Source organism: Massilia eburnea (assembly GCF_009720745.1).
Lineage (GTDB): Bacteria > Pseudomonadota > Gammaproteobacteria > Burkholderiales > Burkholderiaceae_D > Rugamonas > Rugamonas eburnea.
In genome coordinates, this window is record NZ_WNKX01000010.1 from 68,120 (window position 1) to 92,059 (window position 23,940).

A 23,940-nucleotide genomic window follows, 5' to 3' on the forward strand; every position below is an offset into this window, starting at 1 on the left:
ACCTTATGAGCTACCTGTCGGTAAATAACATCGAGGTCATTTACGACCACGTGATCCTGGTGCTGAAGGGGGTGTCGCTGCAGGTCCCGCAGGGCAAGATCGTCGCCCTGCTGGGCGCCAACGGCGCCGGCAAGTCCACCACGCTGAAGACCATCTCCACCCTGCTGCGCGGCGAGCGCGGCGACGTCACCAAGGGTGAGGTGCAGTTCAAGGGAGAACGCATCGACCAGCTCACGCCCAATGAGCTGGTCAAGCGCGGCCTGTCGCAAGTGATGGAGGGACGTCATTGCTTCGGCCACCTGACCATCGAGGAAAATTTGCTGACGGGGGCCTATACGCGCAGTGCTTCGCGCGCAGAGATGAAGGAATCGCTGGAGAAGGTCTACCACTATTTCCCGCGCTTGCGCGAGCGGCGCAACAGCCAGGCGGGCTACACCTCCGGCGGCGAGCAGCAGATGTGCGCCATCGGGCGCGCGCTGATGGCCAAGCCTTCCATGATCTTGCTGGACGAGCCGTCGATGGGCATCGCGCCGCAAATCGTGGAAGAAATCTTCGGCATCGTGAAGGACCTGAACGTCAAGGAGAACGTGTCCTTCCTGCTGGCGGAGCAGAACACCAATGTGGCGCTGCGCTACGCGGACTTTGGCTACATCCTGGAGAACGGCCGGGTAGTGATGGAAGGCGAGGCCAGCGAACTGGCCAACAATGAAGACGTCAAAGAGTTCTACCTCGGCATGTCAGGTGCCGGCCGCAAGAGCTTCCGCGACATGAAATTTTACCGACGCCGTAAGCGTTGGTTGGCGTGATCCATGAAGCTCGATAAAGCAAAAGAATTCTGCCGCACCCTGCCTGGCGCCACCGAAGACATCAAATGGGAATGCAACCTGGTGTTCTCGGTCGGCGAAAAGATGTTCGCAGCAATGGATGCAAGAGACAAAGCCAAATCAATCAGCTTCAAAGTCGACGGCGACCGCTTCCTTGAGCTGACCGACCGCGAAGGGATCATTCCCGCGCCCTACCTGGCGCGCGCCAGGTGGGTGATGGTGCAAGACCTGTCCAAGCTGCCGGATGCCGAAGCGAAAGCGCTGCTCAAGCGCTCGCACGAGCTGGTATTTGCAAAACTGACCAAAAAACTGCAACGCGAAATTGAAGGAGCGGCATGATGGCCGAAACCCTCGATAGCCTGGAGACGCGCCCGCACGCCGAGCGCGAACGCAATCTGATGGAGCGACTGCCGCAACTGGTGGCGCAGGCGCAATCGGCCCCCGGCTGGGCGCGCATACTCGCCGGCGTCGATGCCTCGCGCATCGACAGCCGCGAAGCGCTGGCGCAGCTGCCGGTCACGCGCAAGTCGGACCTGAAGTCATTGCAAGCAGAGCAGCGGCCATTCGGTGGCCTGAACAGCACCCCGGCCAACAAACTGGGGCGCATTTTCATGTCGCCCGGCCCGATCTTCGACCCGGAAGGCCGGTCGCTGGATTGGTGGCGCTTTTCGCGCCCCATGTATGCCACCGGCGTGCGGCCCGGCTGCCTGGTGCAGAACTGCTTTTCCTACCATTTCACGCCAGCCGCCTTCATGGTGGAAGGCGGCGCCGCACGCATCGGCTGCACCGTGATCCCTGCCGGTGCCGGCCAGACCGAATTGCAGGTGCAGGCGATGGCGGAACTCAAGCCCGACACCTATATCGGTACGCCCTCCTTCCTGAAAATCATCATCGAGAAGGCCGCCGAAATGGGGGCCGACATCAGCAGCGTCAAGCGCGCCATGATGGGCGCCGAAGCGCTGCCCGAATCGCTGCGCCAGTGGTTCGCCGAGCACGGCGTGCCGGAAGTGATCCAGACCTATGCCTCCGCCGACATCGGCAGCATCGCCTACGAGACGCGCAGCAACGGCAATCTCAATCCCGGCATGGTGCTGGACGAAGACGTGCTGCTGGAAATCGTCCGTCCCGGCTCCGGCGAGCCGGTGGCGCCTGGTGAAGTGGGCGAAATCGTGGTCACGCTGTTCAACCCGGACTACCCGCTGATCCGCTTCGCCACCGGCGACCTGTCGGCGGTGCTGGTGGACGCTCCGCAATCGCCCTGCGGCCGTACCAACACCCGCATCAAGGGCTGGCTGGGCCGTGCCGACCAGACCACCAAGGTGCGCGCCATGTTCGTCCATCCTTCGCAGGTGCACGAAATCACACGCCGCCATCCGGGAATGGGCAAGGCGCGCCTGGTCGTTTCCGGCAAAATCGCGGACGAAGTGATGACATTGCATTGCGAAACCGACGACCCTTCGCTGGAGTCGCAGGCGGCAGACATCATCGCCACCATCCGCGACATCACCAAACTGCGCGGGGAAGTGTGCTTTGCGCCACGCGGCAGTTTGCCAAATGACGGCAAGATCATCGACGATGTGCGCGATTACAGTTGAGATGAAGAAGCGTGTGGCGTAAATCCAACTCTTCCTAGGGCGGGCGGCGGAATGGCGGGATAATTGAGCCATTCTTGACCTGCCTCAGAAACATCATGCAAGACTTTCACCACGATCGCGCACGCGCGCTTCTGAAGAACGCCGAAGAACTTTTCGACAAAGAATCGGTACAGGCTGCGGTCAGCCGCATGGCCGATTCGCTGAACGACCGTTTCGGCGATCCATCCAAGCAGGAATTTCCACTGGTGCTGGGCGTCATGGGTGGCGCCGTGGTCTTTACCGGCAATATCCTGCCGCAGCTCACCTTCCCGCTCGAATTCGATTACATCCACGTCAGCCGTTACGGCGACGAGGACCAGGGCGGCAAGGTGGTCTGGAAGGTCGTTCCGCGCCCGACCGTGTCCGGCCGCACGGTGATCGTGCTGGACGACATCCTGGACGAGGGCGAAACCCTGGCCCACGTCAAGGAACGCCTGCTGGAGATGGGCGCCAAGGAAGTCATCATCGCGGTCTTCTGCGACAAGGATATCGGCAAGAGCAAGCCGGTGAAAGCCGACCTGGTCGGCATCACGATCCCGAACCGTTTCGTGGTCGGCTTCGGCATGGATGCCTACGGCTACTGGCGCAACCTGCCGGGCCTGTGGGCGCTCAACCCGGACGACCTCAGTACCCGCTGATCACAACTTGAGCCGGGCGCGGGCGGCGTTGTATTCTGCCTTCAGGCGCTCGACCAGTTCCGCCGTAGTGGGGACATCGTGCATCAAGCCGACGCCCTGCCCCGCGCCCCAGATATCGCGCCAGGCCTTGGCGCTGCCGCTGCCGAAGCTCATCTTCGATTTGTCCGATTCAGGCAGGTTCTCCGGGTCGAGGCCGGCGGCTTCGATGGACTTCTTCAGGTAGTTGCCGTGCACGCCCGTGAACAGGTTAGTGTAGACCACGTCGGCTGCCGACGATTCGATGATCGCCTCGCGATATCCTTCGGTGACATTGGATTCCTGCGTGGCCAGGAAGCGCGAGCCGATGTAGGCGAAGTCGGCTCCCATCGCTTGCGCGGCCAAGATTGCGTCGCCGGTGGCGATCGAGCCTGACAGCGCCAGCGGTCCATCAAAGAAGCGCCGCACCTCGCCCACCAGCGCGAAAGGCGACAGCGTGCCGGCATGGCCTCCCGCGCCGCTGGCGACCAGGATAAGACCATCCACACCGGCTTCGAGCGCCTTCTGCGCGTGGCGGATATTGATCACGTCATGCAGCACGATACCGCCGTAGCTGTGGATAGCGTCCAACATTTCCACAGGCGGCGCGCGCAGCGAGGAAATGATGATCGGCACTTTGTGGCGCACGCAGACTTCCACATCGTGCTCCAGGCGTTCGTTGGATTGGTGGACGATCTGGTTCACCGCGATCGGCCCGACGCGTACGCCGGGATTCTGAGCCTGGTCGTCGGCCAGCTCTTTCTGCAGGTCGGTCAGCCAGGTATCGAGCAATTCCTTCGGCCGCGCGTTCAGCGCGGGGAAGGAGCCGACGATTCCAGCCTTGCACTGCGCGGCCACCAGGGCTGGTCCGCTGGCGATGAACATCGGGGAAGCGATGACGGGTAGCGTCAGGTTCTGCAGCACTGATGGAATGGTCATGGCGCTGGCCTCAGAAATTTTGCATGCCGCCTACTGTACCCTCTTTCGGATAGGTGATGTTGTAGCCGACATTGATCTTCATGGTCTCGTTCGGCGCCAGCGTCTTTTCCCAGCCTACGACGCCCTGGCGCTGCTCCCACGCTGCAATGCCAGGCTGCGGCGAGAAGGTTTGTTTGACCTTGATCTCATCGGAAGCGCTGACCGGCGTCGATTCCAGCACCAGCAATTCCACCGGCGTTTTGTGGAAGCTGCTGATGGTGAACACGTCGGCTACCTGGTGCTCGCCGCGCTGGGACAGGAAGCCACGGCTGCCGGACTGCTGGTCGGCGCGATCGACCGTCACGCGCACCATTTCATCACGGCCGAAGGACAGCGCCAGCTTGTCCGAGGCTTGGGTGTTCCAGTTGGTGGCGCCAACATAGGCGCCGTCACGGAACAGTTGGATATTCCCGCTCAGCCAAACGCCGGATGGACGCTCGGCTTCGGCGGTAATGACGGCGAATTTCTCCTGGCGCGGCACGACGCGCACGCGCTGCTTGGCGGCGATCTTCGTGGTCGACAGCGGCAATGTGATCTCGCGGCCGTCGGAGGCCAGGTTGACGCGGTTCGGCACGGCGAATTCCGTATCGAAGGAGCCCTGCGTTTCAAGCACAGGCGGGATGAAGTTATCCTGCACCCGGCTTCCCGTCAGGTAGGCCGTAACGGGCGCCGGCGGCGCAGCCATCGGCACCGCTTTGAGCTCCGGAGCCTCCGCGAGACTGTATTGCTGCGGTGGGCGCGGTGGGTAATACGTCAAACGATGCGGCACAGGCTCCGGCGCCTGCGGCGAAAGGCGCGGCTGTCCGGTGGACAGATGCATTTCCACGCCGCTCCAATCCTCGCCGGACTTTTGCGCCACCACAGCCATACGTTCCAGTTCGATGGTAGATGTCGCGGAATTCAGCGTGGCGCGATAGACCGGCTTCCAGCCCGCGCGGTTGACCTGGTAGGACAGTTTGATGCTGCCAGCCTGCTGCGCCGCGACGGCAATGGTGATGCTGCGCTGGTCGCGCGCACCGCTGCGTGCCTTTTCCAGTTCGCGCTGCGCGGCCTTGATTTTCTTGTCCAATTCGCGAATCTGCACCTGCGTGCGCTGGATCTGCGCCAGCGCCTCGCGGCCGCTGCGCTTGATGGTGTCGACTGCAGCACCAAGCGATTTGCCGTCCACCGTTGTTTGCGAGTTCTCGCCGCCATTCAGCTTGGACAGGTAATTCTTCACCAGCGCAGACGATTCGACTTCCACGTTCAGCTGATCGCGGCTGTCTTCCAGCGCTTGCAGCTTGGCTTCCAGCTCCGCTTCACGCGGGCTGGCCGCTTCCGCCTGTCCCACGTCGCGCGTCACGATCTCGCCAACCTGCACGCCAGCCGGGGCCTGGATACGCAAAGTCTGCGCATCGAAATTCGCCGGCAGGCCCGAGATTTCCAGCTCCCGCATGCCGGGCGTGACCTGGGCGCTGCGCTCAACGGTCGCGATACCGGAATACAGCGTCACGCGCGTGATCGGTGCATTGCTGGCGCAGGCAAATCCCTGCAGGGAAAGGCAAAGGGTTACGGCGGTGGCGATACGCGTTGGCTTCATGAATGCTCGCAGGCAATAGAAAACCTGATCTTGCAGTACCAACAAAACATTGTCAATTTTGGAACTTCAGCCGTCGTTGAGCAGGATGTCGTTCTCAACGCGTGCACTGCAGGCGCGCACCAGCTGCTTGATGGCCCAGGCGGCCAGCTGGTTGGAATCCATGCCGAAGTACTTGCGGCCAATAATTTCCATCAGCGGAATCGAGGCCAGAAGGGGGCCAACGTCGGCCACAGGCATGCTCTGGCGCTCCAGCAGCAGGAATTTCAGCAGCACTTTCACCGCATATTCGGCGTTGCGCTTGGGGTCCGCCGACAGGAAGTCCAGGCGGCGGCGTGCACGCGTCAGGGCCGCCTCGACGTCCTCGAACACAGCGCCGTGACCCGGGATGACGGTTTTCACGTCCAGGCCCGCGATCAGGTCCAGCGTGGCGCCGGCCTCCTCGAAACCGCCGTCATCTTCCAGTTCGGGGAAGATCACGCCGAAGCCGTTCTGCCAGAGCGCGTCGGCCGAAACGAGCACTTTTTCCGAGGGGCAGTAGTAGATCACCGAGTGCGAATGGTGGCCCGGCGCACCAAGCACTTGCCATTCCAGGTCGCCCATGAGCAGTGCTTGTCCCGGCGTCACTACGCCGTCGATGCTGAAGCGGTCGCATTGCTGGCCGGTGGCCTTGAAGCTGAGCGCGCTTTCGTCCCAATGGCGCACCTTGTCCGCTTCCGCCTCCGGAATGAAGGTATCGCAACCAAAGTGCGATTGCAGCACGGCATTGCCGCCGCAATGGTCGGAATGCAGGTGGGTGTTGTACAGGCGCTCCAGGCGGCGGCCATGCAGGGCGTGGCGCACCAGCTCCAGCGTCTGCTGTTTATGCGTGACATAGCCGCTGTCGATCATCGCCACGTCGTGGCGGCCGAACAGCAGCACATTATTGGACGAGAGCCAGCCGCGTTCGAAAACGTGGATGGATGGGTGTAGCTTCATTGCTTCAGTCAAAGTCGATCAGTTGCTCGCGGCGGCGCAGCTCAGCCCACACGGCGCGCTTGTAGGCGTCGTCGGCACGCGACCAGGCGACGATTTCGTCGATGGTGCGCAGGCAACCTTCACAAAAACCCGTGTCGGGGTTCATTTTGCACAGGCTGATGCATGGGGAAGGCACGGGCGTCGCCAGTTCCGGCGCGCCTGGCGGCAGTTCAGTACTCATGGCCGACATTTTACCGCAGTGCCGCAAAAATGCCCGGAATGGCCATATACTGATGGGGCACCAGAAAAAAAGGAGTGGCGAGGAGACAACCCGACCAACCAGCCTCCGAGGTGCATATGAAGCTCGATCGCCATTGGTTTTCCCGCGCCCTGGGACAGCTTGCGCGCAGCCGCCTGGGCCGCTCCGCCCCGGGCCAGCCGCAATTCATCAGCGGTAAGTTCGATTGCCGCGCCGGCAGCCGTCATTACAAGCTTTACGTGCCATCCTGCTACGAAGGCCAACCCATGCCATTGCTGGTCATGCTGCACGGCTGCCTGCAGGATCCCGACGACTTCGCCGCCGGCACGCAGATGAATGCAGTAGCCGAGGAACGCGGCTGCCTGGTGCTCTATCCGGCGCAAACGCCTGATGCCAACCATACCCGCTGCTGGAACTGGTTCAGCGCCCTCGACCAGGAGCGCGGCCAGGGCGAGCCGGCCATCATTGTCGCCATGACGCGCGACGTGATGGCGCGCTATCCCGTACGGCAAAGCGAGGTTTACATCGCAGGCTTGTCGGCCGGCGGCGCCATGGCAGTCATTGTCGGGACCCTGTATCCGGACCTGTTTGCGGCGGTTGGCGTGCATTCCGGCCTGCCTTTCGCCGCGGCGCGCGACTTGCCGTCCGCGCTGCTGGCCATGCGCGTCGGCGCCGCACGGGCGCAAGCGGCCCTGACAGCCGGCCAGCCTGTGATCGTATTCCATGGCGACCAGGATCGCACCGTCCATCCCGCGAATGGCGAAGCGGTGCTGGCGCAGGGCTTGCGCAGCCACCCTCTGGGGGAACAGGCCAACCCGGCCACCCTGGCGGGCCAGGTCCCCGACGGCCACGCGTTCACGCTGAAGGCGCACTGGCTGGAGGATGGCTCACCGCTGGGCGAGCATTGGGTGATCCACGGCGCGGGACATGCCTGGTCCGGGGGCAGCACGGCAGGCAGCTATACCGATCCGCGCGGTCCGGACGCCAGCCGCGAGATGATGCGCTTCTTCAGCGCCGCGAAAAATGCAGTTTCATCGCCAGCACGCACAGGGCCAGCACCAGGGTGATGCCGTTGGCGATGATCACCGGCCAGGCCCTGGTCTGCAGGCCATACACCAGCCAAAGCAGGACGCCAAAGCTGAAAATCAGGTACATGCCGGTGGAAATGCCGTCGGCATGGCGCTGGCGCCAGACCAGCAGGACTTGTGGAACGAAGGCGAAAGTCGTGCAGAACGCGGCGATAAAGCCGAGCAGTGTAGGGTCGAAAAGGTCGAACGGCATCAGGGGGCTTTCAGGGCGGCGATATGGGCGCGCAGGCATGCCGGGCACCAGCAGCCGGCTTCCCCGGCCCCGGGAACGGGAACCGACGGCGGCTCGAAAGTGCACCAGCAAGGCGTCTCGCCGGGGGCGCCGGTCGGCTTCTGGCCGGGCGGTGCATCGGCCATTGCGCAGTGGAACTCGGCGCCGCAACGCTCACAGGTACTCATATCTTCATTGCAATCATGCTTGGGAACAGGGCCAGCCTAGCGGATCAAACCGGGAATTACAACCCGATTGGCCCTATAATGCGCAGCATTGACCTTCAATCTAATTTTCTGGAACCGCCATGACCAATCTGCCTCCCCACGACCCGGATATGTCCGCTGACCTGAGCGGGGTTACCCCCCAAGTCAAGGCACAGATCCTGGCCGAGGCACTGCCGTACATCCGCAATTACCACGGCAAAACCATCGTCATCAAATACGGTGGCAATGCCATGACCGAAGAGCGCCTGAAGCACGGCTTCGCGCGCGACCTGATCCTGCTGAAACTGGTGGGCATGAACCCGGTCGTGGTGCACGGCGGCGGTCCGCAGATCGACAATGCGCTGAAGAAGATCGGCAAGCAGGGCACCTTCGTGCAGGGCATGCGTATCACCGACGAAGAAACCATGGAAGTCGTGGAGTGGGTGCTGGGCGGCGAGGTGCAGCAGGACATCGTGATGCTGATCAACCACTACGGCGGCCAGGCCGTGGGCCTGACCGGCAAGGACGGTGGCCTGATCCGCGCCAAGAAAATGGCGATGCCGGACAAGGAAAAACCAGGCGAATTCCTGGATATCGGTTTCGTCGGCGAGATCGAGGCAATTAACCCAGCCGTGGTGAAAGCCCTGCAGGATGATGCATTTATCCCAATTATTTCCCCGATCGGCTTCGGTAAAGATGGCCAGGCTTACAACATCAACGCCGACGTTGTAGCGGGCAAGATCGCCGAGATCCTGAAAGCTGAAAAGCTGATCATGATGACCAACATCGCCGGCGTGCAGGACAAGAGCGGCAAGCTGGTCACCGACCTGTCGGCGCGCGAAATCGACGAGATGTTCGCCGACGGCACCATCTCCGGCGGCATGCTGCCAAAGATCTCCTCCGCACTGGACGCCGCCAAGTCGGGCGTGAACACCGTGCACATCATCGACGGGCGAATTGAACACAGCCTGTTGCTGGAAGTCTTGACCGAACAGGCTTTTGGCACTATGATCCGGTCTCACTAAAATTTTTGGCGGTTTTCAACAGCCGCCAAAAACGTGAATGCCCTTGTAGCTCAGTGGTAGAGCACTCCCTTGGTAAGGGAGAGGCCACGTGTTCAATCCACGTCAAGGGCACCATTCTCCTCAGTAGATCCGCTCTACTTTCACGCCACGCTGGCGCAGCAGGTCCGCCACATTCCCCGATCCGACCAGATGCAGAGTGCCGATAGCGGCAAAGCTGTGCTGTTCTTTTTTCATCATTTCCACAATGCCGTCGGCCAGGATCGGATTGCGCTCGTTGAGCAGCACCTGCTTCATGAATTTGCCGGAGAAGGTCTTGTCTTCGTCCACTTCGCGCGCCAGGGCGTCGAATTTGGCGGCATCGGCCGAGGCCCAGGCGTCGATCAGGTCACGCGGCTGTACGCCTTGCTTGCTGTCTTCGAAGGTGTCCAGGCTGTCCTCCAGGAAGCGCGCCTGCTCCTGGGGCGTCATGTGACCGAACAGCGCGGCCTGGGCGGCGACCGATTCCAGTTCCACTACACGCATCTTGCGGCCGTGCGCCGTGCGCGCCAGCTGCAGGTCGACGCCCAGCTCCGGCCGGTAGCCCAGGTTGCGGTATTCGCCGATGGTGATCATCATCACGATCAGCCAGGGCTTCATCAGCGCCACCATTTCCGCGGAGATGCCGTGCTTCTTCAGCATGTTTTCCAGCCGCGGGCGGTATTCGGGACGGATGTCGGCCATGGCGCTGCCGGTGCCGGGCGCATACAGGCCGTATTCGCGCATGACGCCCATCGAGCGGGCCGGGTCGGCGGCTGGATCGACTTCCAGCGCGATTGCGGTGGCTTCCTCGAAAGCCTTGGTCACACGGGGCTCGAGCGGATAAAAGTCCGGCGTGCCGACGTGGATGGTGCCGAACAGCCAGGAGGTATGGCCCGCGTATTCCAGCTTGTACAGGGCGCCGCGCACCGGCGCCTCTGCTTTCGCCGCAGTGTTTGCAGGTGCTGCGGCGGGCTGCGCCGCCTCGGCGCCTAGGCTCGCTCCAAGCAGCAGGCAAAACATCACTATAATCGTGCGTCGCATAGTCTCTCCAAGTAGAACGTGAATATTAAACCTTTGGCACCGGTCTGGCTGTTTGACCTGGATAACACGCTGCACAACGCCTCGCATGCCATCTTCCCCGCCATGGTGCTGAAGATGAACGCCTACATGGCGCGCGTGCTGGGCGATGGCGTGACGCCCGCCAGTGCCGAGGAAATCAGCGCCACGCGCGCCCGCTACTGGAAGCGCTATGGCGCCACGTTGCTTGGACTGGTGCGGCATCATGGCGTGGATGCGGCGCACTTTCTGCGCGAGACGCACGACCTGCCCGAACTGGAAGCGATGATCCGCCATGAGCGCGGCCTGGGACAGCTGCTGCGCCGCCTGCCCGGCCGCAAGATCTTGCTGACCAATGCACCGCGCGAGTACGCGCGCAAAGTGGTCGGGCATATGGGCATTGGCCGCCATTTCGACGGCCAGGTCACGATCGAATCGATGTGGGTGCATCGCAGGTTGCGGCCCAAGCCATCGCGTGTAATGCTGCGGCGGTTGATGCGCCGAGAGGGTATGGACCCGCGCCGGTGTATCCTTGTCGAAGACACGCTGGAAAACCTGCGTTCCGCGCATGCGCTGGGCATGCGTACGGTGTGGGTGACGCAATATCTGCCTAATCCGGGGAAAAAACCGGCATGGCTCGATGTCAAAGTAAAATCTGTCAAGAAACTAAAATAAACAGGTCCAAAACTCATGGCAAGTACACCGCCCGGACAGCGCAAGCTGCAAATCCTCCAGGCACTGGCTGAAATGCTGGAGCATCCCAAAGGGGAAAAGATCACCACCGCTGCGCTGGCGCGCAAGCTGGATGTCTCCGAGGCGGCGCTGTACCGCCATTTCGCCAGCAAGGCCCAGATGTTCGAGGGCCTGATTGAATTCATCGAGTCCACCGTGTTCGGCCTGATCAACCAGATCGCCGACAAGCAGGCGGACGGCATGGCGCAGGCGCGCGACATCCTGGGCATGCTGCTGCATTTCGCCAGCAGCAACCCGGGCATGACCCGTGTGCTGATCGGCGATGCGCTGGTCAACGAAGACGAGCGCCTGCAGCAGCGCATGAACCAGTTCTACGACCGCGTGGAGCTGGCACTGAAACAGGCGCTGCGTGCCGCAGCGGCCGAAGGCCAGGCCCACGAGGCTGACGTCGCCGCCCGCGCCGGGCTGCTGGTCAGCTTCGTTCTCGGTCGCTGGCACCGATACGCCAAGAGCGGCTTCAAGTCGAATCCTTCGCAGGACGCCGCCGTACAGATTGCATTGCTGCTGAATTGAACTGCTTGACCTTTGCTTTGCTGGATGACGCGAGCGTCGATCCAGCCACCGGCGCTGGCCGTACTTCCCGCCTCTACACAGGCCATCACGCTACCCTCGCCTGCAGCAATTACGCTGATTGGCCGACGCTGCTGGAAGGGATGGAGCAGGCGCTCGCCCGCGGGCTGCATGCAGTGCCAGTCCTCAGCTATGAATTGGGCCACCACATTGTTGGCGTGCCTCCGCGCGCTGCCGGCGACGCGCCGCTGGCCCAGGTGCTGCTGTTCGAACGCTGCGAGGAGCTATCGCAGGAGGACGTCGCGGCATGGCTCGCCGCGCAAGCCGCAGATGACGCCGCGCGGAACCCGTCTGGCGCTTGCGCCGCCGGTGTGGCCGGCATCCGCGCCAGCGTCACCGAGGCGCAATTTATGGATGCGATCCAGCGCATCCGCGACTACATTGCCGCCGGCGACACTTACCAGGTCAACTACACCTACCGCCTGCATTTCGACGCCTTCGGCTCACCGTTCGCGCTCTACCAGCGACTGCGCGCGCGCCAGCCCGTGCCCTATGGCGCGCTGATCGGCTTTGACGATGGCCGCGCCGTGCTGTCCCTGTCGCCCGAGCTGTTCGTGCGCAAAGACGGGAATATTTTGACCGCGCGCCCAATGAAGGGAACCGCACCGGCGGCCGGTGACGAAGCCGAAAACGCGCGCCGCTCCGCCGCGCTGGCGGCGGACCCGAAAAACCGCGCCGAAAACCTGATGATCGTCGACCTGCTGCGCAACGACATCGGCCGCGTCGCCGCCACCGGCAGCGTGGAAGTACCCAAGCTGTTTGAAGTCACGCGATACAGCAGCGTGCTGCAGATGACCTCCACAGTACAAGCCCGCCTGCGCCAAGGGGCCACGCTGCAGGAGATGTTCGCGGCCCTTTACCCCTGCGGCTCCATCACCGGCGCCCCCAAGAAGCGCACCATGGAAATCATCGCCGAGCTGGAAGCCGAGCCACGCGGCATCTACACCGGCGCCATCGGCTGGTTCGCCCCTGAAGGCGATTTCTGCCTGAACGTCCCTATCCGCACGCTCACGCTGCAAGCCCCGCAACACGGCGTGCGCAAGGGCGTCATGGGCGTCGGCGCAGGCATCGTCTTCGACAGCGAAGCGCACGACGAATTCGCCGAATGCCAGCTGAAGGCCCGCTTCCTGACCGGCTTGTCGAACGACTTCGAACTGTTCGAGACCATGTACGCCACGCGCGAAGCCGGCCCGCGCCATCTCGAGCGCCACCTGAAGCGGCTCGAATCTTCGGCGCGCTATTTCGGCTTTGCCTGGGATGAAGCGGCCGCCCGCGCCTACCTCACCCTGGCTTGCCAGGCACTGCCCGCCGGCCAGCCGCACCGTTTGCGCCTCGCGATGAACAGCGCCGGCGCCTTCGCCGTGCAGACGGGTGCACTGACGCCGCTGCAGGAACCCGTGCAGGTGCAGCTCGCCGACGAATCCACCGACAGCGGCGACCTGTTCCTGCGCCACAAATCCACCATCCGCGAGCGTTACGACGCTGCGTGGAAAGCCGCCGACGCACAAGGCGCTTTCGACAAGCTGTTTTTCAATGAACGGGGCGAACTGACCGAAGGTGGCCGCAGCAATGTCTTCATTCGCAAAGACGGCCTGTGGATAACGCCGCCTTTATCTACAGGCATTTTGCCGGGCGTGATGCGTGCCGTGATCCTCGATGCCTGGGGCGCCCACGAGCGCATCATCACGCGCGAGATGCTGCTCGCCGCAGAGGAAATCGTGGTGTGCAATTCCCTGCGCGGCGCGGTGCGTGCGGTACTACAGGTCGATTAGCATCTCAAAGCCGCCGTAGATCAGGCGCTTGCCATCGAAAGGCATCCTGGCGGGGTCCATCATGTCTTTCATGCGCGGGTCAGACATGACCTTCTCGTTACAGGAGTCGCGCACTTCCTTCGAGGGATAGATAATCCACGAGAACACAACCACTTCGCCGTCCTCCAGCTTGACCGCCTGCGGGAAGGACGTGTGGACGCCGACTTTCACATCATCAGCAACGCATTCGCGGTACTGAATGGCGCCATACTCGCGCCACACCTTGGCGCACTGGCGCGACATTTCCAGGTATGCATCCATGTTCTTGCTGGGAACCGGCAAGATGAATCCATCAACATAAGGCATGGCAACCTCCAGTTGGAAAAGGAGCTACCAGCTTATGCCGCACGATTGGCGGTGACAAGGAAAGCGCGGCGATACGCGCCCGGCGTGGTTGCGGCAACGCGCCTGAAATGATGGCGCAGCGATTCTTCAGAGCCGAATCCGGCCCGCTCAGCCACCTGGGCCAGAGCAATATCGGGCGACTCCAGCAAATCCTTGGCGATGGCCACGCGCTCGCGCACCAGCCATTCGACCGGCCCCATGCCGGTAGCATCCTGGAATTGGCGCTGCAGCGTGCGCGGGCTCATGGCCGCGCGTTCGGCCATGCTGGCCACGGTGTGCGGCTCGGCCGGGTGGCTGCGCAGCCAGTCCATCAGGCGCGAAAGCCGGCCCTGCTCATCATGCGCCATGGGGCGCGGCAGGAATTGCGCCTGGCCGCCTTCGCGGTGCGGCGCGACCACCAGCCGCTGCGCCACCATATTGCCCACCCGCGCGCCGTAATCACGCCGCACCAGGTGCAGCAGCATATCCAGCCCTGCAGCCGAACCTGCAGAGGTAATCACCTGGCCTTCGTCGACATACAAGTCGTCCGCCAGCACCTGCACCCGCGGATAGCGCCGCTGCAAGCGTTCGACATAGCGCCAGTGGGTCGTCGCGCGCAGGCCATCCAGGATTCCCGCCGCGGCCAGGATGAAGACGCCGGAGCAGATGGTGCACAGGCGGGCGCCACGCGCGTGGGCGGCGCGGATCTGCGCCAGCAGGGCTGCCGGCGGCTCTTCGTCGGCATCGCGCCAGCCGGGGATGACGATGGTATCCGCCCGCTCAAGCAGCGACGGATCGTAAGGCGCCTGCACCATGATGCCGCCCGCCGCGCGGATCGGACCTGGTTCAACGGCGCAGACGGCGAAGTCGTACCAGTCCACGCCCAGTTCCGGGCGCTCCAGGGCAAACAATTCGACGGTGCAGCCGAATTCGAAAGTGCACAGGCCGTCGTAGGTCAGCGCCACGACCAGATGTTTTTTCGCGCTCATGGCGTAATCTTAACGCATTATGGCATTCGCGCCACTGCCGGGCTTTCGGTTGCAGGCCGAAAATGGAGCCACTTTCAACCGCTACAGGAGAATTGAGATGCCATCCATCGTCACCGAAGTCGCCGCCGCCCAGAGCGCCGAAGCCCTCGCCCATTTCGACGCTTCGCTGCGTTTTGAAACGGATTGCTGGGATGTCCACAGCGTGATGGGCACGGCCCAGCAGGATTTCGTACTGCTGGACGTGCGGGGAACGGAGAAATACGCAGCCGGCCACGTGCCAGGCGCGGTGGACCTGGCGCACCGCAAGATTATCGGCTCCAAACTCGAGGAATACCCGATGGATACCCTGTTCGTCACTTATTGCGCCGGCCCGCACTGCAACGGCGCGGCGCGCGCGGCGATCCGCCTGGCGAAACTGGGCCGGCCGGTAAAAATCATGACCGGCGGGATCACCGGCTGGCTGGACGAGGGTTTTGACCTCGCCCGGGCGTGATCAGCCGCCGAGGGCCTTCTCGAGCGCGTCAACCATGACCTTGTCATCCGGTTTGACCTTGCTCGGGAAGCTCTCAACTACATTGCCCTTGCGGTCGATCAGGTATTTGTGGAAGTTCCAGGCCGGCGCCTTGCCGGTCGCCTTGATCAGCCTTGCATAGAACGGGTTCGGTGCATCGCCCGACACCACCGACTTGGCGAACATCGGGAATTTCACCCCATAGGTGTTGTAGCAGAGGTCAGCGATCTCCTTACTGCTGCCCGGCTCCTGCTTGCCGAAATCATTCGAGGGGAAACCCAGCACGACCAATCCCTTTCCGGAATATTTCGCATACACTTCTTCCAGTCCTTTGTACTGCGGGGTATAGCCGCAATAGCTTGCCGTGTTGACGACCAGGATCACCTTGCCGGCGTATTGGCACAGGTCCTGCGGTGCATCGTCCTGCAGGCGGTTGAAGGACTGTTTCAGGATGGCGGGGCAGTTGGCAGCCGGCGCGTTGGCGGCGGCTGCAGCTGCAGGTTGCGCGGCGGGTGCCTGTGCGAAGGCAGCGGCAGCGCTCAGGCTCAGCGCAGTCAGCGCTGCAAACTTGGTGAGGATAGATGGCATGGGTAGTCTCTTCCGTAACATTCGGTTTTCTGATTGTATGACAATTGCAGGCTGCACGTTGGCCCTGGCCGCCACGGCGCAAGCCACGGCGGCAGCTGCACCACCGCCGCTGCCGGCGATGAAAACGCAGCAGGTATCGATCTCCGGCTTGTCGTCGGGCGCCTTCATGGCGGTGCAGTACGAGGTGGCGTATTCCCGCAGCCTGGTTGGCGCGGGAATCATCGCCGGCGGCAGCTATTACTGCGCACAGGGCAATATGATGGCGGCCATCGGCAGCTGCAAAGGCGCCGATGTCGCCGAACTGGCAGCGCTGACGCGCAAGCGCGCTGAAGCCGGCCAGGTAGACCCGGTCTCCGGACTGGCCACGCATCGCGTGTGGATGTTCTCCGGGACCCTCGACAAACTGGTACCACCGGCTTCGATGGCCGACCTGGCGAAATACTACGCGGCCTTCATTCCCGCCTCCCAGGTCGAATTCAAGAGCGACCTGGCCGCCGGCCACGCCATGCCGACCGACGGCTTCGGCAACAAGTGCGACGCGCTGGCCACGCCATTCATCAGCAATTGCGGTTTCGACGCGGCAGGCAGCCTGCTGCAGTGGATTTACGGCCCCCTGAAGGCGCGCGGCGACAACGCGGCCCCTGCCGGCAAGCTGCAGGAATTCGACCAGTCCGAATTCCTGCCCTCCCCCACCTCGCACGGCATGGCGAGCACCGGCTATGTCTACATTCCGCCGGGCTGCGAGAAAGGCGGCGCCGGCTGCAAGCTGCATATCGCACTGCACGGCTGCATGCAGGATATCGGCAACCTCAAAGATACCTATGCGCTGCACGCCGGTTACAACGCCTGGGCCGATACGAACCGCATCGTGGTGCTCTATCCGCAAGCTGCAGCGCTGTCGCCCATGCCTAATCCAAAAGCATGCTGGGACTGGTGGGGTTATGACGATCCGGATTATTCGGTGCAGAACGGCCGCCAGCTGCGGGCCATCAAGCGGATGGCTGACCGCCTGACGGGAGCGTAACCCGGAAGCAGGCGCCGTGCTCACCATTCGGCAGGCATTCGACCTCGCCGCCGTGGCGGCGGGCGATCTGGCGTACCAGCGAGAGGCCAAGGCCGACACTGCCGGCTTTCTCCGAAGCGCCTGGCAGGCGGTAGAACGGCTCGAAGATCCGTTCGCGCTCCGCCGCCGGCACGCCAGGTCCCCGGTCGCAGACCTCGAGCAAGGTGCCTCCGGACGTGCTGGCCAGGACCACGCTGACGTCCGCATCGCCGCCGTGGCGCCGCGCATTCTCCAGCAGGTTGCGCACCATGCGGCGCAGCAGCGTAGCGTCCCCCTGCAGCGTCTGGGCCACGCCGTCGAGAACGGCGCCGGCGCGCGCGCATTCCTCGGCGACGATGCCGGTGAAATCAACGTCTTCCCGCATGGCGCCTTCCAGCGGCACCGCGTCCAGGCGGCTGGCCAGCAGCACTTCGTCGATCAATTGGTCCAGTTCCGAGATATTGCGCGCCAGTTCCTGGCGAATCGCCGGGCCGGCTGTATCCTGCAGCAGCTCCACGGCCATGCGGATGCGTGCCAACGGCGAGCGCAGTTCGTGCGAGGCATTGGCCAGCAGCGACTTTTGCGCGCCTACCAGCGCCTCAATGCGCGCCGCTGAATCATTGAAACTGGCCGCAAGCTGCGCCACCTCATCCCTGCCCTGGACCTGCACGCGCGCTGACAAGTCGCCGCGGCCCCAGGCTTGCACGCTGGACTGCAGGTTCTCGAGCCTGCGGGTGATGCGCCGTACGACGGGATAAGCGCCGGCCGCAATCACGACCGCAATCATCACCAGTAAAACAATCACCGCCATGGAAGCATTGCGCGGCATATGCCTCGGCGGCGCGATCCAGAAGTGCAGATAGCCGAACAGCAGCACCGACAGTACGATGCAGGCCAGCAGCGTGGCGTAGATGCGCGCGTACATGCGGGAGCCGAAATTAAGCATCCTGCACCTTCGCAAAGACATACCCAGCACCGCGCACCGTGATGATGCGGCGCGGCGACTTGGGATCGTCTTCGATAATTGCGCGAAGGCGGCCCACATGCACGTCGATCGAGCGGTCGAAGGGCTCCAAGGTGCCGCCGTTGAGGGCTTCCAGCAGTTGTTCGCGCGACAGCACGCGGCCGGCGCGCTGGGCGAAGGCCATCAGCAGGTCGAACTGGTAGGCGGTCATCGGCCGCTCGGCGCCGTCCACGCGCACGACGCGCGCGCCGGGATTGATTTCGAGCCGGCCGAAGTGCAGCGCCGGCTCGGCGGCCGCCGCGCTGCCTGCATCGGCCAGCGTTGGGCGGCGCAGGAGGGCCCGCAGGCGGGCCAGCAGTTCGCGCGGCTCGAAAGGCTTGGGCAAGTAGTCATCGGCCCCCAGTTCCAGGCCGATGACGCGGTCAAGCGGATCCCCCTTGGCCGTCAGCATCAGCACCGGAAGGCTGCGCAGGGGCTGCGGCATCGCACGCAGGCGGCGGCAGACTTCCAGGCCATCGACGTCGGGCAGCATCAGGTCCAGGATCAGCGCGGCATAGTTTCCCGGCGCAGCCTGTGCCAGCCTATCCAGCCCGGCCTGCGCGGTGCCGGCATGCTCCACGCGCAGGCCATTCTGGGCCAGGTAGGTTTCGACCATCGCCGCCAGACGCTGGTCGTCGTCGATGATGAGGATAAGGGGTTTGGACATGGCCAAGACTATAACTTAATGGCTCCCCATATGGCTTCCCATGTGGCTTGCCGCCATCATATGCAGCGCGCCGTTGAACTTGGCGCGCTGCTCCGGCGTCAGGACCTCGGCAGCATCCATCGCGGCAGCCATCACGCGGCGCGACACCTGGTCCATTTTCTTCATATGGTCAGCGCGCAGGCTTTCCAGTGCGGCGCGGTCGATCGACGGTTGCGCCAGCAGCTTGGTCATGGCCTCATGCCCTTCCTGCAATTGCTGGTGGAGCGGCTTGACGTCGTTAAAGCAGGCCTTGGCGATTTCCGCCACGCGCGATTTCTGGGCGGCTGTGCCATCGGGCAGGATGTGCTCCACCATCATTTCAATGTGCTTGTCCGCTTGGGCGGCATCCATCGTCCATGGGCTATGGCCGTGCCCATGCGGTTCGTGGCCGGAGCCGGCGGCAAACGCGCTGCCTCCCAGGGCGGCGACAGCCACAGCGATTGCGATCCAGGTCTTCTTCATGACATCTCCTTTCGGTTGGTTGGTATGACCACTGTAGGGAGCAGGCATGTCGCTTCTATGCGCGCTGCGTAAAGTTTTGTAAATCTGCGACAAATGTAAGGGTTTGTAATGACCGTCAACATACTGCTGAGTGAACCCGTTTTTTGCTCAGTGACACAGGAAACAGTGCGCTACAAAAGATCAACTAACCGTGAGGATTTAAAAATGAAAAAAGTCATCGCAACCATGATCGTCGGTCTGTTCGCAAGCGCCGCATTCGCACAACAAACTCCTGCCCCGGCTGCACCAGCTGTCCCGGAAGTAAAGGCTGAAGTCAAAGCTGAAGTTAAAGCTGAAGTCAAACAAGAAGTGAAGCAGGAAGCGCAGAAGCCTGCCTCGGAAAAGAAGTAATCACTAATTAGCTAAACGATTTATACACTTTTACTGAAGGACACACACATCATGAAAAAAACCATCGCTACCCTGATCGCCGGCCTGTTCGCTACCGCTGCATTCGCTACCACCCCAGCCGCACCTGTGACCACGCCAGCGCCGGCTGCAGCTCCTGCGGCAGCAGCTGCGGCCGCCAGCACCAGCGCCAAGGCTGAAGCCAAGGTAGAAGCGAAAGCTGATGCGAAGGTCGAAAAGAAGACCGAGCACAAAGGCACGCACAAGAAAGTGGAAAAGTCCGCTGAAACCAAAACCGAAGTGAAGGCGAGCCCGGCCCCGACCACGGCCGCGGCGCCTGCACCGGCTCCAGCTGCCAAGTAATCACCGATTTATCACGCAACCGACAACTCTCTAAAAGGACATACATCATGAAAAAGACCATCGCTACCCTGATCGCCGGCCTGTTCGCTACCGCTGCTTTCGCTACCACCCCGGCAGCCCCTGCCACCCCAGCGCCAGCGGCGGCTCCAGCTGCAGCGGCGGCGGCCTCCAGCACCAGCGCCAAGGCTGAAGCCAAGGTAGCAGCGAAAACCGAAGTGAAGGCCGACACCAAGACCGAAGTGAAAGCCGAGCCGAAAGTGGAAAAGAAGGCCGTTCACAAGGTATCGCACAAGAAGGCTGAGAAGCCAGCTGAAACCCAAGCCGCAGCACCTGCACCAGCCGCTGCGCCAGCCACCAAGTAATAGCTTGCTAACCGCGCAGCGCCCGCTGCGCTGCGCGGTATCCCCACCAGGAGGCTTCTTCAAACACAGAGAAGCCGCTCAAATCGGAATGGGCAAACAGCACCGGCCCATCCATCTCCCGTAATGCCTTCAAGCCCACTTCACTGCGGAATCCCGGAACCGGTACCGCCATCGCATGTCCGCGCAGCGTGATGTCGACGCGCTCCACACAACGCTCGAACTGCGCGCCATAGGCCGCTTTCAAGTCGATGCTGGCCAGCGCCAGCAGCTCGTCGCCGCTCGCCGCCATCATCCATTTGCGCGCCTCGCGCGGATCGCGGTCCGCCAATGCCACATAACTGGTGAAGACAGTTTTTTCTGGCGGCGCAACGCGAATGTCCTGGTGGGTGGACACGACATAGCCCAGGCCTTTTGTGCCATGCACGACGTTATCCCAGGACAGCGGCGCCTCCGGCAGCTCCTGTGGAAAACGCTTGATCAGGAAATTCGCCACCAGCCATGGCGCGTGAATCTGCCTGTGGACATCCGGGATGTTTTCCACAACCCTCGCCGCAACGTGGAGTGGCATCGCCGAGATGACCCGCCGCGCGCGGATGGTGAAAGTGCGCGGTACGCCACGCTCAAGCGCGAAGCAAAGCACTTCCACCCCGCCATTGGCAAGTGTGTGGACTTTCACGGCACTGCCCGCAAGGCGTTTTGGCCGCGCCAGCCGTTCCATGCCGCTGGCAAGCGCCTGCAGACCTTCCGGCCATGTGAGCCAGGCCCCTTGCTCGGCGTTCTCCGCCTCGCCGCCCCGCCCGCAGAAGTAATGCAGGCCCGCCCATGCCGATACGGCTTCAATTCCCGCACCATAATCGTCGCGGCAGCAATAACCGAGGTACCACAGCAAGGAAGGCGACCGGTAGCCGTTCTGCGCGATCCATGCGGCGAAACTCATGCCATCCAGGCGCGCTGCTTCGGCGTCATTGGACGAATGCTCGCTGGGGAAAGTGAACCGGCGCTTGCCGTCCGCCCCCACTGCGCTGCGCAGCCCCTCCACTTGGGCGAAAAAGCGCTTGTGCTCCGCCAGCTCGGCATGCGGCAGGCCCTCGTGCGGAAGAACGCCGTCCTGCCATTTGCCCTCAAACAGCAAGCGCTCTTCCGGGCCGTGCAGGATAAAACGCTCGTCGTAGTAAGGCTTGCGCGCATCCGCGCCGCGCTGAATGACGCCCAGGTCGGCCAGGATTTCACGCACGTGGAAGCATTCCTGCGTCGGCAAAGGCAGGTAATGCGCGCCGGTCGGGAATGCATAGTCGCCAAATCGTCCACCAGCCGCATTGCCATAGGGCTCGGGCCCATCAAGCATCAGGAAGTCGCCGTGCCCTTCCTTGCGCAGCTTCCACGCCGCCGTCAGCGCCGCAATGCCTGAACCGAGGATCAGTACGTCGGTCGACATGGTCTGCGAAGGCGGCGGCAAAGGCTTGCGGTCGCGCAGGAAGTGTCCCTCCTCGCGGCCGGGCGCTGACACGGTCGGCGTGACCTCCTGCCAACGCAAATAGCCCGCCACGCTGGCCGCGGCTGTTGCGCCGCTGGCCGCCGCCCAGAGCAGGAACGAACGGCGCAGCATCAGCGGATCACCCGGCGCCAGTCCTGCTCGAATTCATGCACCAGTGACTGCGTGTTGAGCCGGTTCGGCGCCATCGGCAGAGGCTTCATATCCGGCGGGAAGGTGAACATCTCCTTCGTGGTTTCCGTATTCAGGAAGCGCATCGGCAACTGATACGATTCGGGCGGATGGTAATCCAGCTGGGGCGACGCCATGATGAAGCCCCATTCGCCAAACGAAGGCACGTACAGGTGATACGGCCAGGTACGCATGCCCACGTCGCGCAAGGTCGCATCCACCGTCCAATAAGCGTGCGGCGCGAAGAAAGGCGACGTTGCCTGGATCACGACCAGGCCATTGGCTGCAACATGCTTTTTCAGCATGCCATAGAACGGCACCGAATACAGCTTGCCCAGCGCGAAACTTGAAGGATCGGGAAAATCGACAATCGACGCATCGAACATGTCCGCGTTCTGCTGCAGCCAGATCGCCGCATCGGCGTTCACCACATGCACGCGCTTGTCGTGGAAGGATCCCTTGTTCAGCGCCACCAGCTCGTCGCGCTTTGTGAAGGCAGCAGTCATGGCCGGGTCCAGGTCGACCAGCGTCACGTGTTCCACCTGTGGATAACGCAGGACTTCGCGCAGCGCCAGCCCGTCGCCGCCGCCCAGGATCAGCACTCGCTTGGCCCAAGGCAGGGCCCCCATCACCGGATGCACCAGCGCCTCGTGATACCGGTACTCGTCGCGCGAGGAGAACTGCAGGTTGCCGTTGATGTAAAGGCGCAGGTCATCCTTCCATTTGGTGATGACCAGGCGCTGGTACGGTGTGGTGGTCGAGTACACAATCTCGTCGCCGAACAGGCCATGCTCGCCCCAGCTGGTCAGGCGGTCGGCAGCACCGAAGCCGATCACCAGCGCCAGCATCACGCCACTGGCGCGCAGCAAACGCCCCGTCACGTTCGCAAGCTCTGTGCGAAAAACGACAATTGTCCACAGGGCCACCGCGATATTCAACATCCCGAACAGGAATCCCGTACGTACCAGGCCAAGCTGCGGCGCCAGCACCAGCGGGAACAGCAGCGACACCGCGAGTGCGCCGAGGTAGTCAAAAGTCAGCACCCGGCTCACCAGCTCACTGAACTCCGTCTGGCGCGAATTCAATGCGCGCATCACCAGCGGGATCTCCATGCCGACCAGGGCCCCGACCAGGAAGACCATCACGTACAGCATGGTGCGGAACGGTGCGGAGGCCCAGGCAAACGTCATGAACAGCAAAGCAGCAGATAAGCCGCCGATCAGGCCCACCGCCATTTCGATGTCGACGAAGCGCGCCAGCACCTGCTCGTCCTTCACATACTTCGAAAAATGCGCGCCCACGCCCATGGCGAACAGGTAGCAGCCGATAATGGTGGAGAACTGCAGCACCGAATCGCCCAGGAGGTAGCTGGAAAGGGCACCGGCGATCAATTCATAGGCAAGTCCGCATGACGCGACGACGAAGACTGAAACAATGAGAATCTTTTTGGTCATTTGGGCGCTTATGCTCTAATATGTTTCTCTGTTAGCAAGCTTGTCACTTTAACCGGGGATCGACGTGAACGCCATCCTAAATTATCTGATCCATCTGGCGCTCGCCGCCGTGTTGTTGATCGTTTTCTTCCAGGCCTATACCTGGATGACGCCTTATGACGAAGTCAAACTGATCCGGCAGGGCAACCACGCTGCAGCCTTATCGCTGGGCGGCGCCATGCTGGGCTTTTCGATGACCATTGCATCGAGCCTGCTGCATACCAACGACTGGCAGCAGTTCCTGGGCTGGGCCTTCGGGGCGATGGTGGTGCAAGCGCTTGGCTACGGCGTCACTACGCGCTGCCTGAAAATGGCGCAACACCAGATTGAAGCCGACAACAGCGCCTTTGGCGGCCTGCTCGGCACTATTTCGCTTTCCATCGGCGGCATCAATGCCGCCTGCATTTCCTGAACCTGAAAGAGGTCAC

30 protein-coding genes and 1 tRNA gene are annotated in these 23,940 nt (G+C 62.6%); 16 read left to right on the plus strand and 15 right to left on the minus strand.

The features are described 5' to 3' along the window. The first annotated feature begins 5 nt into the window (after positions 1 to 5). From GM658_RS14800 to GM658_RS14815, 4 genes are all read left to right on the plus strand, one after another. Positions 6 to 806, plus strand: a complete 801-nt coding sequence (locus tag GM658_RS14800; protein WP_155454822.1) for an ABC transporter ATP-binding protein — start codon at positions 6 to 8, stop codon at positions 804 to 806. A 3-nt stretch (positions 807 to 809) separates the two neighbouring features. Next, positions 810 to 1,163: an MmcQ/YjbR family DNA-binding protein gene (locus GM658_RS14805; RefSeq protein ID WP_155454823.1), complete on the plus strand. Its 354-nt coding sequence runs from the start codon at positions 810 to 812 to the stop codon at positions 1,161 to 1,163. After that, positions 1,163 to 2,419, plus strand: coding sequence for a phenylacetate--CoA ligase family protein (locus GM658_RS14810; RefSeq protein WP_155454942.1), 1,257 nt, complete (start codon positions 1,163 to 1,165; stop codon positions 2,417 to 2,419). Before GM658_RS14805 ends, GM658_RS14810 begins: the two co-directional genes overlap by 1 nt. A gap of 95 nt (positions 2,420 to 2,514) precedes the next feature. Then, positions 2,515 to 3,096: a hypoxanthine-guanine phosphoribosyltransferase gene (locus tag GM658_RS14815; protein WP_155454824.1), complete on the plus strand. Its 582-nt coding sequence runs from the start codon at positions 2,515 to 2,517 to the stop codon at positions 3,094 to 3,096. Here the strand turns inward: GM658_RS14815 and GM658_RS14820 are convergent, their stop codons facing one another. From GM658_RS14820 to GM658_RS14835, 4 genes are all read right to left on the minus strand, one after another. Next, positions 3,097 to 4,050, minus strand: coding sequence for an NAD(P)H-dependent flavin oxidoreductase (locus GM658_RS14820; RefSeq protein ID WP_155454825.1), 954 nt, complete (start codon positions 4,048 to 4,050; stop codon positions 3,097 to 3,099). 10 nt (positions 4,051 to 4,060) lie between these two features. Beyond that, positions 4,061 to 5,668 (minus strand): DUF4139 domain-containing protein, encoded by a 1,608-nt coding sequence (locus tag GM658_RS14825; RefSeq protein WP_155454826.1) that lies wholly within the window; start codon positions 5,666 to 5,668, stop codon positions 4,061 to 4,063. Between the two features lie 66 nt (positions 5,669 to 5,734). After that, positions 5,735 to 6,643 carry an MBL fold metallo-hydrolase gene (locus GM658_RS14830; RefSeq protein WP_155454827.1) on the minus strand — a complete coding sequence of 303 codons (909 nt, stop codon included), beginning with the start codon at positions 6,641 to 6,643 and terminating at the stop codon, positions 5,735 to 5,737. Positions 6,644 to 6,647: 4 nt separating this feature from the next. Continuing rightward, on the minus strand, positions 6,648 to 6,872 hold the full coding sequence (locus tag GM658_RS14835; RefSeq protein WP_130316240.1) for a DUF1289 domain-containing protein: 225 nt from the start codon (positions 6,870 to 6,872) through the stop codon (positions 6,648 to 6,650). Between the two features lie 107 nt (positions 6,873 to 6,979). Here GM658_RS14835 and GM658_RS14840 point away from each other — a divergent pair, with 107 nt between their 5' ends. Continuing rightward, on the plus strand, positions 6,980 to 7,948 hold the full coding sequence (locus GM658_RS14840) for an extracellular catalytic domain type 1 short-chain-length polyhydroxyalkanoate depolymerase (protein ID WP_155454828.1): 969 nt from the start codon (positions 6,980 to 6,982) through the stop codon (positions 7,946 to 7,948). Here the strand turns inward: GM658_RS14840 and GM658_RS14845 are convergent. Together GM658_RS14845 and GM658_RS14850 are read right to left on the minus strand one after the other, a co-directional pair. Next, entirely contained in the window at positions 7,890 to 8,162 is a 273-nt protein-coding gene (locus GM658_RS14845) for a SemiSWEET family sugar transporter (protein WP_155454829.1), read from the minus strand. The genes GM658_RS14840 and GM658_RS14845 overlap by 59 nt on opposite strands. Further along, positions 8,162 to 8,368 carry a hypothetical protein gene (locus tag GM658_RS14850; RefSeq protein ID WP_155454830.1) on the minus strand — a complete coding sequence of 69 codons (207 nt, stop codon included), beginning with the start codon at positions 8,366 to 8,368 and terminating at the stop codon, positions 8,162 to 8,164. The genes GM658_RS14845 and GM658_RS14850 overlap by 1 nt, the downstream gene beginning before the upstream one ends. Before the next feature lie 149 nt (positions 8,369 to 8,517). On the opposite strand from GM658_RS14850, the gene argB reads away from it, so the two are divergent. Both argB and GM658_RS14860 read left to right on the plus strand, forming a co-directional pair. Then, the gene (argB, locus tag GM658_RS14855) at positions 8,518 to 9,411 is read left to right on the plus strand and encodes an acetylglutamate kinase (protein WP_155454943.1); all 894 of its coding nucleotides are present in this window, start codon (positions 8,518 to 8,520) and stop codon (positions 9,409 to 9,411) included. Positions 9,412 to 9,450: 39 nt separating this feature from the next. Beyond that, positions 9,451 to 9,525 (plus strand) — tRNA-Thr (locus GM658_RS14860). 6 nt (positions 9,526 to 9,531) lie between these two features. Here the strand turns inward: GM658_RS14860 and GM658_RS14865 are convergent. After that, entirely contained in the window at positions 9,532 to 10,470 is a 939-nt protein-coding gene (locus GM658_RS14865; protein ID WP_155454831.1) for a TraB/GumN family protein, read from the minus strand. A gap of 18 nt (positions 10,471 to 10,488) precedes the next feature. Here GM658_RS14865 and GM658_RS14870 point away from each other — a divergent pair, with 18 nt between their 5' ends. From GM658_RS14870 to pabB, 3 genes are read left to right on the plus strand one after another with little or no spacing between them, the layout of a single operon-like run. Beyond that, on the plus strand, positions 10,489 to 11,160 hold the full coding sequence (locus GM658_RS14870; protein WP_371865114.1) for a pyrimidine 5'-nucleotidase: 672 nt from the start codon (positions 10,489 to 10,491) through the stop codon (positions 11,158 to 11,160). 15 nt (positions 11,161 to 11,175) lie between these two features. Beyond that, positions 11,176 to 11,751, plus strand: coding sequence for a nucleoid occlusion factor SlmA (gene slmA, locus GM658_RS14875; protein ID WP_155454832.1), 576 nt, complete (start codon positions 11,176 to 11,178; stop codon positions 11,749 to 11,751). Beyond that, complete coding sequence (pabB, locus tag GM658_RS14880) at positions 11,748 to 13,580, plus strand: aminodeoxychorismate synthase component I (RefSeq protein WP_155454833.1); 1,833 nt, start codon at positions 11,748 to 11,750, stop codon at positions 13,578 to 13,580. The genes slmA and pabB overlap by 4 nt, the downstream gene beginning before the upstream one ends. Here pabB and GM658_RS14885 read toward each other — a convergent pair. Further along, positions 13,566 to 13,925 (minus strand): DUF1428 domain-containing protein, encoded by a 360-nt coding sequence (locus GM658_RS14885; RefSeq protein ID WP_155454834.1) that lies wholly within the window; start codon positions 13,923 to 13,925, stop codon positions 13,566 to 13,568. The two genes, pabB and GM658_RS14885, sit on opposite strands and share 15 nt — an antisense overlap. A gap of 32 nt (positions 13,926 to 13,957) precedes the next feature. Beyond that, complete coding sequence (ftrA, locus tag GM658_RS14890; protein ID WP_155454835.1) at positions 13,958 to 14,932, minus strand: transcriptional regulator FtrA; 975 nt, start codon at positions 14,930 to 14,932, stop codon at positions 13,958 to 13,960. 97 nt (positions 14,933 to 15,029) lie between these two features. Between ftrA and GM658_RS14895 the strand changes: the two genes are divergently transcribed. Further along, a complete protein-coding gene (locus GM658_RS14895) occupies positions 15,030 to 15,425 on the plus strand; it encodes a rhodanese-like domain-containing protein (RefSeq protein WP_155454836.1) in 396 nt (131 codons plus the stop codon). Here GM658_RS14895 and GM658_RS14900 read toward each other — a convergent pair whose 3' ends face one another. Next, positions 15,426 to 16,031, minus strand: a complete 606-nt coding sequence (locus GM658_RS14900; protein WP_229416916.1) for a glutathione peroxidase — start codon at positions 16,029 to 16,031, stop codon at positions 15,426 to 15,428. It abuts the gene before it with no gap. A gap of 37 nt (positions 16,032 to 16,068) precedes the next feature. Here GM658_RS14900 and GM658_RS14905 point away from each other — a divergent pair, with 37 nt between their 5' ends. Further along, positions 16,069 to 17,055, plus strand: a complete 987-nt coding sequence (locus GM658_RS14905) for an extracellular catalytic domain type 2 short-chain-length polyhydroxyalkanoate depolymerase (protein ID WP_155454838.1) — start codon at positions 16,069 to 16,071, stop codon at positions 17,053 to 17,055. On the opposite strand, the gene GM658_RS14910 is transcribed toward GM658_RS14905, so the two are convergent. From GM658_RS14910 to GM658_RS14920, 3 genes are read right to left on the minus strand one after another with little or no spacing between them, the layout of a single operon-like run. Further along, a complete protein-coding gene (locus GM658_RS14910) occupies positions 17,021 to 18,019 on the minus strand; it encodes a sensor histidine kinase (RefSeq protein ID WP_229416917.1) in 999 nt (332 codons plus the stop codon). The genes GM658_RS14905 and GM658_RS14910 overlap by 35 nt on opposite strands. Further along, positions 18,012 to 18,743 (minus strand): response regulator, encoded by a 732-nt coding sequence (locus GM658_RS14915; RefSeq protein ID WP_155454840.1) that lies wholly within the window; start codon positions 18,741 to 18,743, stop codon positions 18,012 to 18,014. The genes GM658_RS14910 and GM658_RS14915 overlap by 8 nt, the downstream gene beginning before the upstream one ends. Positions 18,744 to 18,758: 15 nt before the next feature. Then, positions 18,759 to 19,244: a Spy/CpxP family protein refolding chaperone gene (locus tag GM658_RS14920; protein ID WP_170298815.1), complete on the minus strand. Its 486-nt coding sequence runs from the start codon at positions 19,242 to 19,244 to the stop codon at positions 18,759 to 18,761. Positions 19,245 to 19,448: 204 nt separating this feature from the next. Between GM658_RS14920 and GM658_RS14925 the strand changes: the two genes are divergently transcribed. The 3 genes from GM658_RS14925 to GM658_RS14935 are packed head-to-tail and all read left to right on the plus strand — an operon-like array spanning position 19,449 to position 20,356. Next, positions 19,449 to 19,634: a hypothetical protein gene (locus GM658_RS14925; protein ID WP_155454842.1), complete on the plus strand. Its 186-nt coding sequence runs from the start codon at positions 19,449 to 19,451 to the stop codon at positions 19,632 to 19,634. A gap of 51 nt (positions 19,635 to 19,685) precedes the next feature. Beyond that, positions 19,686 to 19,994: a hypothetical protein gene (locus GM658_RS14930; protein WP_155454843.1), complete on the plus strand. Its 309-nt coding sequence runs from the start codon at positions 19,686 to 19,688 to the stop codon at positions 19,992 to 19,994. A gap of 47 nt (positions 19,995 to 20,041) precedes the next feature. Next, positions 20,042 to 20,356, plus strand: a complete 315-nt coding sequence (locus GM658_RS14935) for a hypothetical protein (protein WP_155454844.1) — start codon at positions 20,042 to 20,044, stop codon at positions 20,354 to 20,356. Between the two features lie 7 nt (positions 20,357 to 20,363). Here GM658_RS14935 and GM658_RS14940 read toward each other — a convergent pair whose 3' ends face one another. Continuing rightward, a complete protein-coding gene (locus GM658_RS14940) occupies positions 20,364 to 21,962 on the minus strand; it encodes an NAD(P)-binding protein (protein WP_155454845.1) in 1,599 nt (532 codons plus the stop codon). After that, on the minus strand, positions 21,962 to 23,473 hold the full coding sequence (locus tag GM658_RS14945; RefSeq protein WP_155454846.1) for a polyamine aminopropyltransferase: 1,512 nt from the start codon (positions 23,471 to 23,473) through the stop codon (positions 21,962 to 21,964). The genes GM658_RS14940 and GM658_RS14945 overlap by 1 nt, the downstream gene beginning before the upstream one ends. A gap of 64 nt (positions 23,474 to 23,537) precedes the next feature. On the opposite strand from GM658_RS14945, the gene GM658_RS14950 reads away from it, so the two are divergent. After that, positions 23,538 to 23,924, plus strand: a complete 387-nt coding sequence (locus tag GM658_RS14950; RefSeq protein WP_170298816.1) for a DUF350 domain-containing protein — start codon at positions 23,538 to 23,540, stop codon at positions 23,922 to 23,924. The last annotated feature ends 16 nt before the right edge of the window (positions 23,925 to 23,940 follow it).

Coding starts and splice junctions, on each gene's coding strand:
- argB (WP_155454943.1), top strand. CDS start 8,518: ATGTCCGCTGACCTGAGCGGGGTTACCCCCCAAGTCAAGGCACAGATC.
- ftrA (WP_155454835.1), bottom strand. CDS start 14,932: ATGAGCGCGAAAAAACATCTGGTCGTGGCGCTGACCTACGACGGCCTG.
- GM658_RS14825 (WP_155454826.1), bottom strand. CDS start 5,668: ATGAAGCCAACGCGTATCGCCACCGCCGTAACCCTTTGCCTTTCCCTG.
- GM658_RS14850 (WP_155454830.1), bottom strand. CDS start 8,368: ATGAGTACCTGTGAGCGTTGCGGCGCCGAGTTCCACTGCGCAATGGCC.
- GM658_RS14835 (WP_130316240.1), bottom strand. CDS start 6,872: ATGTCGGCCATGAGTACTGAACTGCCGCCAGGCGCGCCGGAACTGGCG.
- GM658_RS14840 (WP_155454828.1), top strand. CDS start 6,980: ATGAAGCTCGATCGCCATTGGTTTTCCCGCGCCCTGGGACAGCTTGCG.
- GM658_RS14900 (WP_229416916.1), bottom strand. CDS start 16,031: ATGCCATCTATCCTCACCAAGTTTGCAGCGCTGACTGCGCTGAGCCTG.
- GM658_RS14915 (WP_155454840.1), bottom strand. CDS start 18,743: ATGTCCAAACCCCTTATCCTCATCATCGACGACGACCAGCGTCTGGCG.
- GM658_RS14865 (WP_155454831.1), bottom strand. CDS start 10,470: ATGCGACGCACGATTATAGTGATGTTTTGCCTGCTGCTTGGAGCGAGC.
- GM658_RS14895 (WP_155454836.1), top strand. CDS start 15,030: ATGCCATCCATCGTCACCGAAGTCGCCGCCGCCCAGAGCGCCGAAGCC.
- GM658_RS14820 (WP_155454825.1), bottom strand. CDS start 4,050: ATGACCATTCCATCAGTGCTGCAGAACCTGACGCTACCCGTCATCGCT.
- GM658_RS14800 (WP_155454822.1), top strand. CDS start 6: ATGAGCTACCTGTCGGTAAATAACATCGAGGTCATTTACGACCACGTG.
- GM658_RS14925 (WP_155454842.1), top strand. CDS start 19,449: ATGAAAAAAGTCATCGCAACCATGATCGTCGGTCTGTTCGCAAGCGCC.
- GM658_RS14910 (WP_229416917.1), bottom strand. CDS start 18,019: ATGCTTAATTTCGGCTCCCGCATGTACGCGCGCATCTACGCCACGCTG.
- GM658_RS14810 (WP_155454942.1), top strand. CDS start 1,163: ATGGCCGAAACCCTCGATAGCCTGGAGACGCGCCCGCACGCCGAGCGC.
- GM658_RS14805 (WP_155454823.1), top strand. CDS start 810: ATGAAGCTCGATAAAGCAAAAGAATTCTGCCGCACCCTGCCTGGCGCC.
- GM658_RS14945 (WP_155454846.1), bottom strand. CDS start 23,473: ATGACCAAAAAGATTCTCATTGTTTCAGTCTTCGTCGTCGCGTCATGC.
- GM658_RS14830 (WP_155454827.1), bottom strand. CDS start 6,643: ATGAAGCTACACCCATCCATCCACGTTTTCGAACGCGGCTGGCTCTCG.
- GM658_RS14935 (WP_155454844.1), top strand. CDS start 20,042: ATGAAAAAGACCATCGCTACCCTGATCGCCGGCCTGTTCGCTACCGCT.
- GM658_RS14905 (WP_155454838.1), top strand. CDS start 16,069: ATGACAATTGCAGGCTGCACGTTGGCCCTGGCCGCCACGGCGCAAGCC.
- slmA (WP_155454832.1), top strand. CDS start 11,176: ATGGCAAGTACACCGCCCGGACAGCGCAAGCTGCAAATCCTCCAGGCA.
- GM658_RS14930 (WP_155454843.1), top strand. CDS start 19,686: ATGAAAAAAACCATCGCTACCCTGATCGCCGGCCTGTTCGCTACCGCT.
- GM658_RS14940 (WP_155454845.1), bottom strand. CDS start 21,962: ATGCTGCGCCGTTCGTTCCTGCTCTGGGCGGCGGCCAGCGGCGCAACA.
- GM658_RS14885 (WP_155454834.1), bottom strand. CDS start 13,925: ATGCCTTATGTTGATGGATTCATCTTGCCGGTTCCCAGCAAGAACATG.
- GM658_RS14845 (WP_155454829.1), bottom strand. CDS start 8,162: ATGCCGTTCGACCTTTTCGACCCTACACTGCTCGGCTTTATCGCCGCG.
- GM658_RS14920 (WP_170298815.1), bottom strand. CDS start 19,244: ATGAAGAAGACCTGGATCGCAATCGCTGTGGCTGTCGCCGCCCTGGGA.
- GM658_RS14815 (WP_155454824.1), top strand. CDS start 2,515: ATGCAAGACTTTCACCACGATCGCGCACGCGCGCTTCTGAAGAACGCC.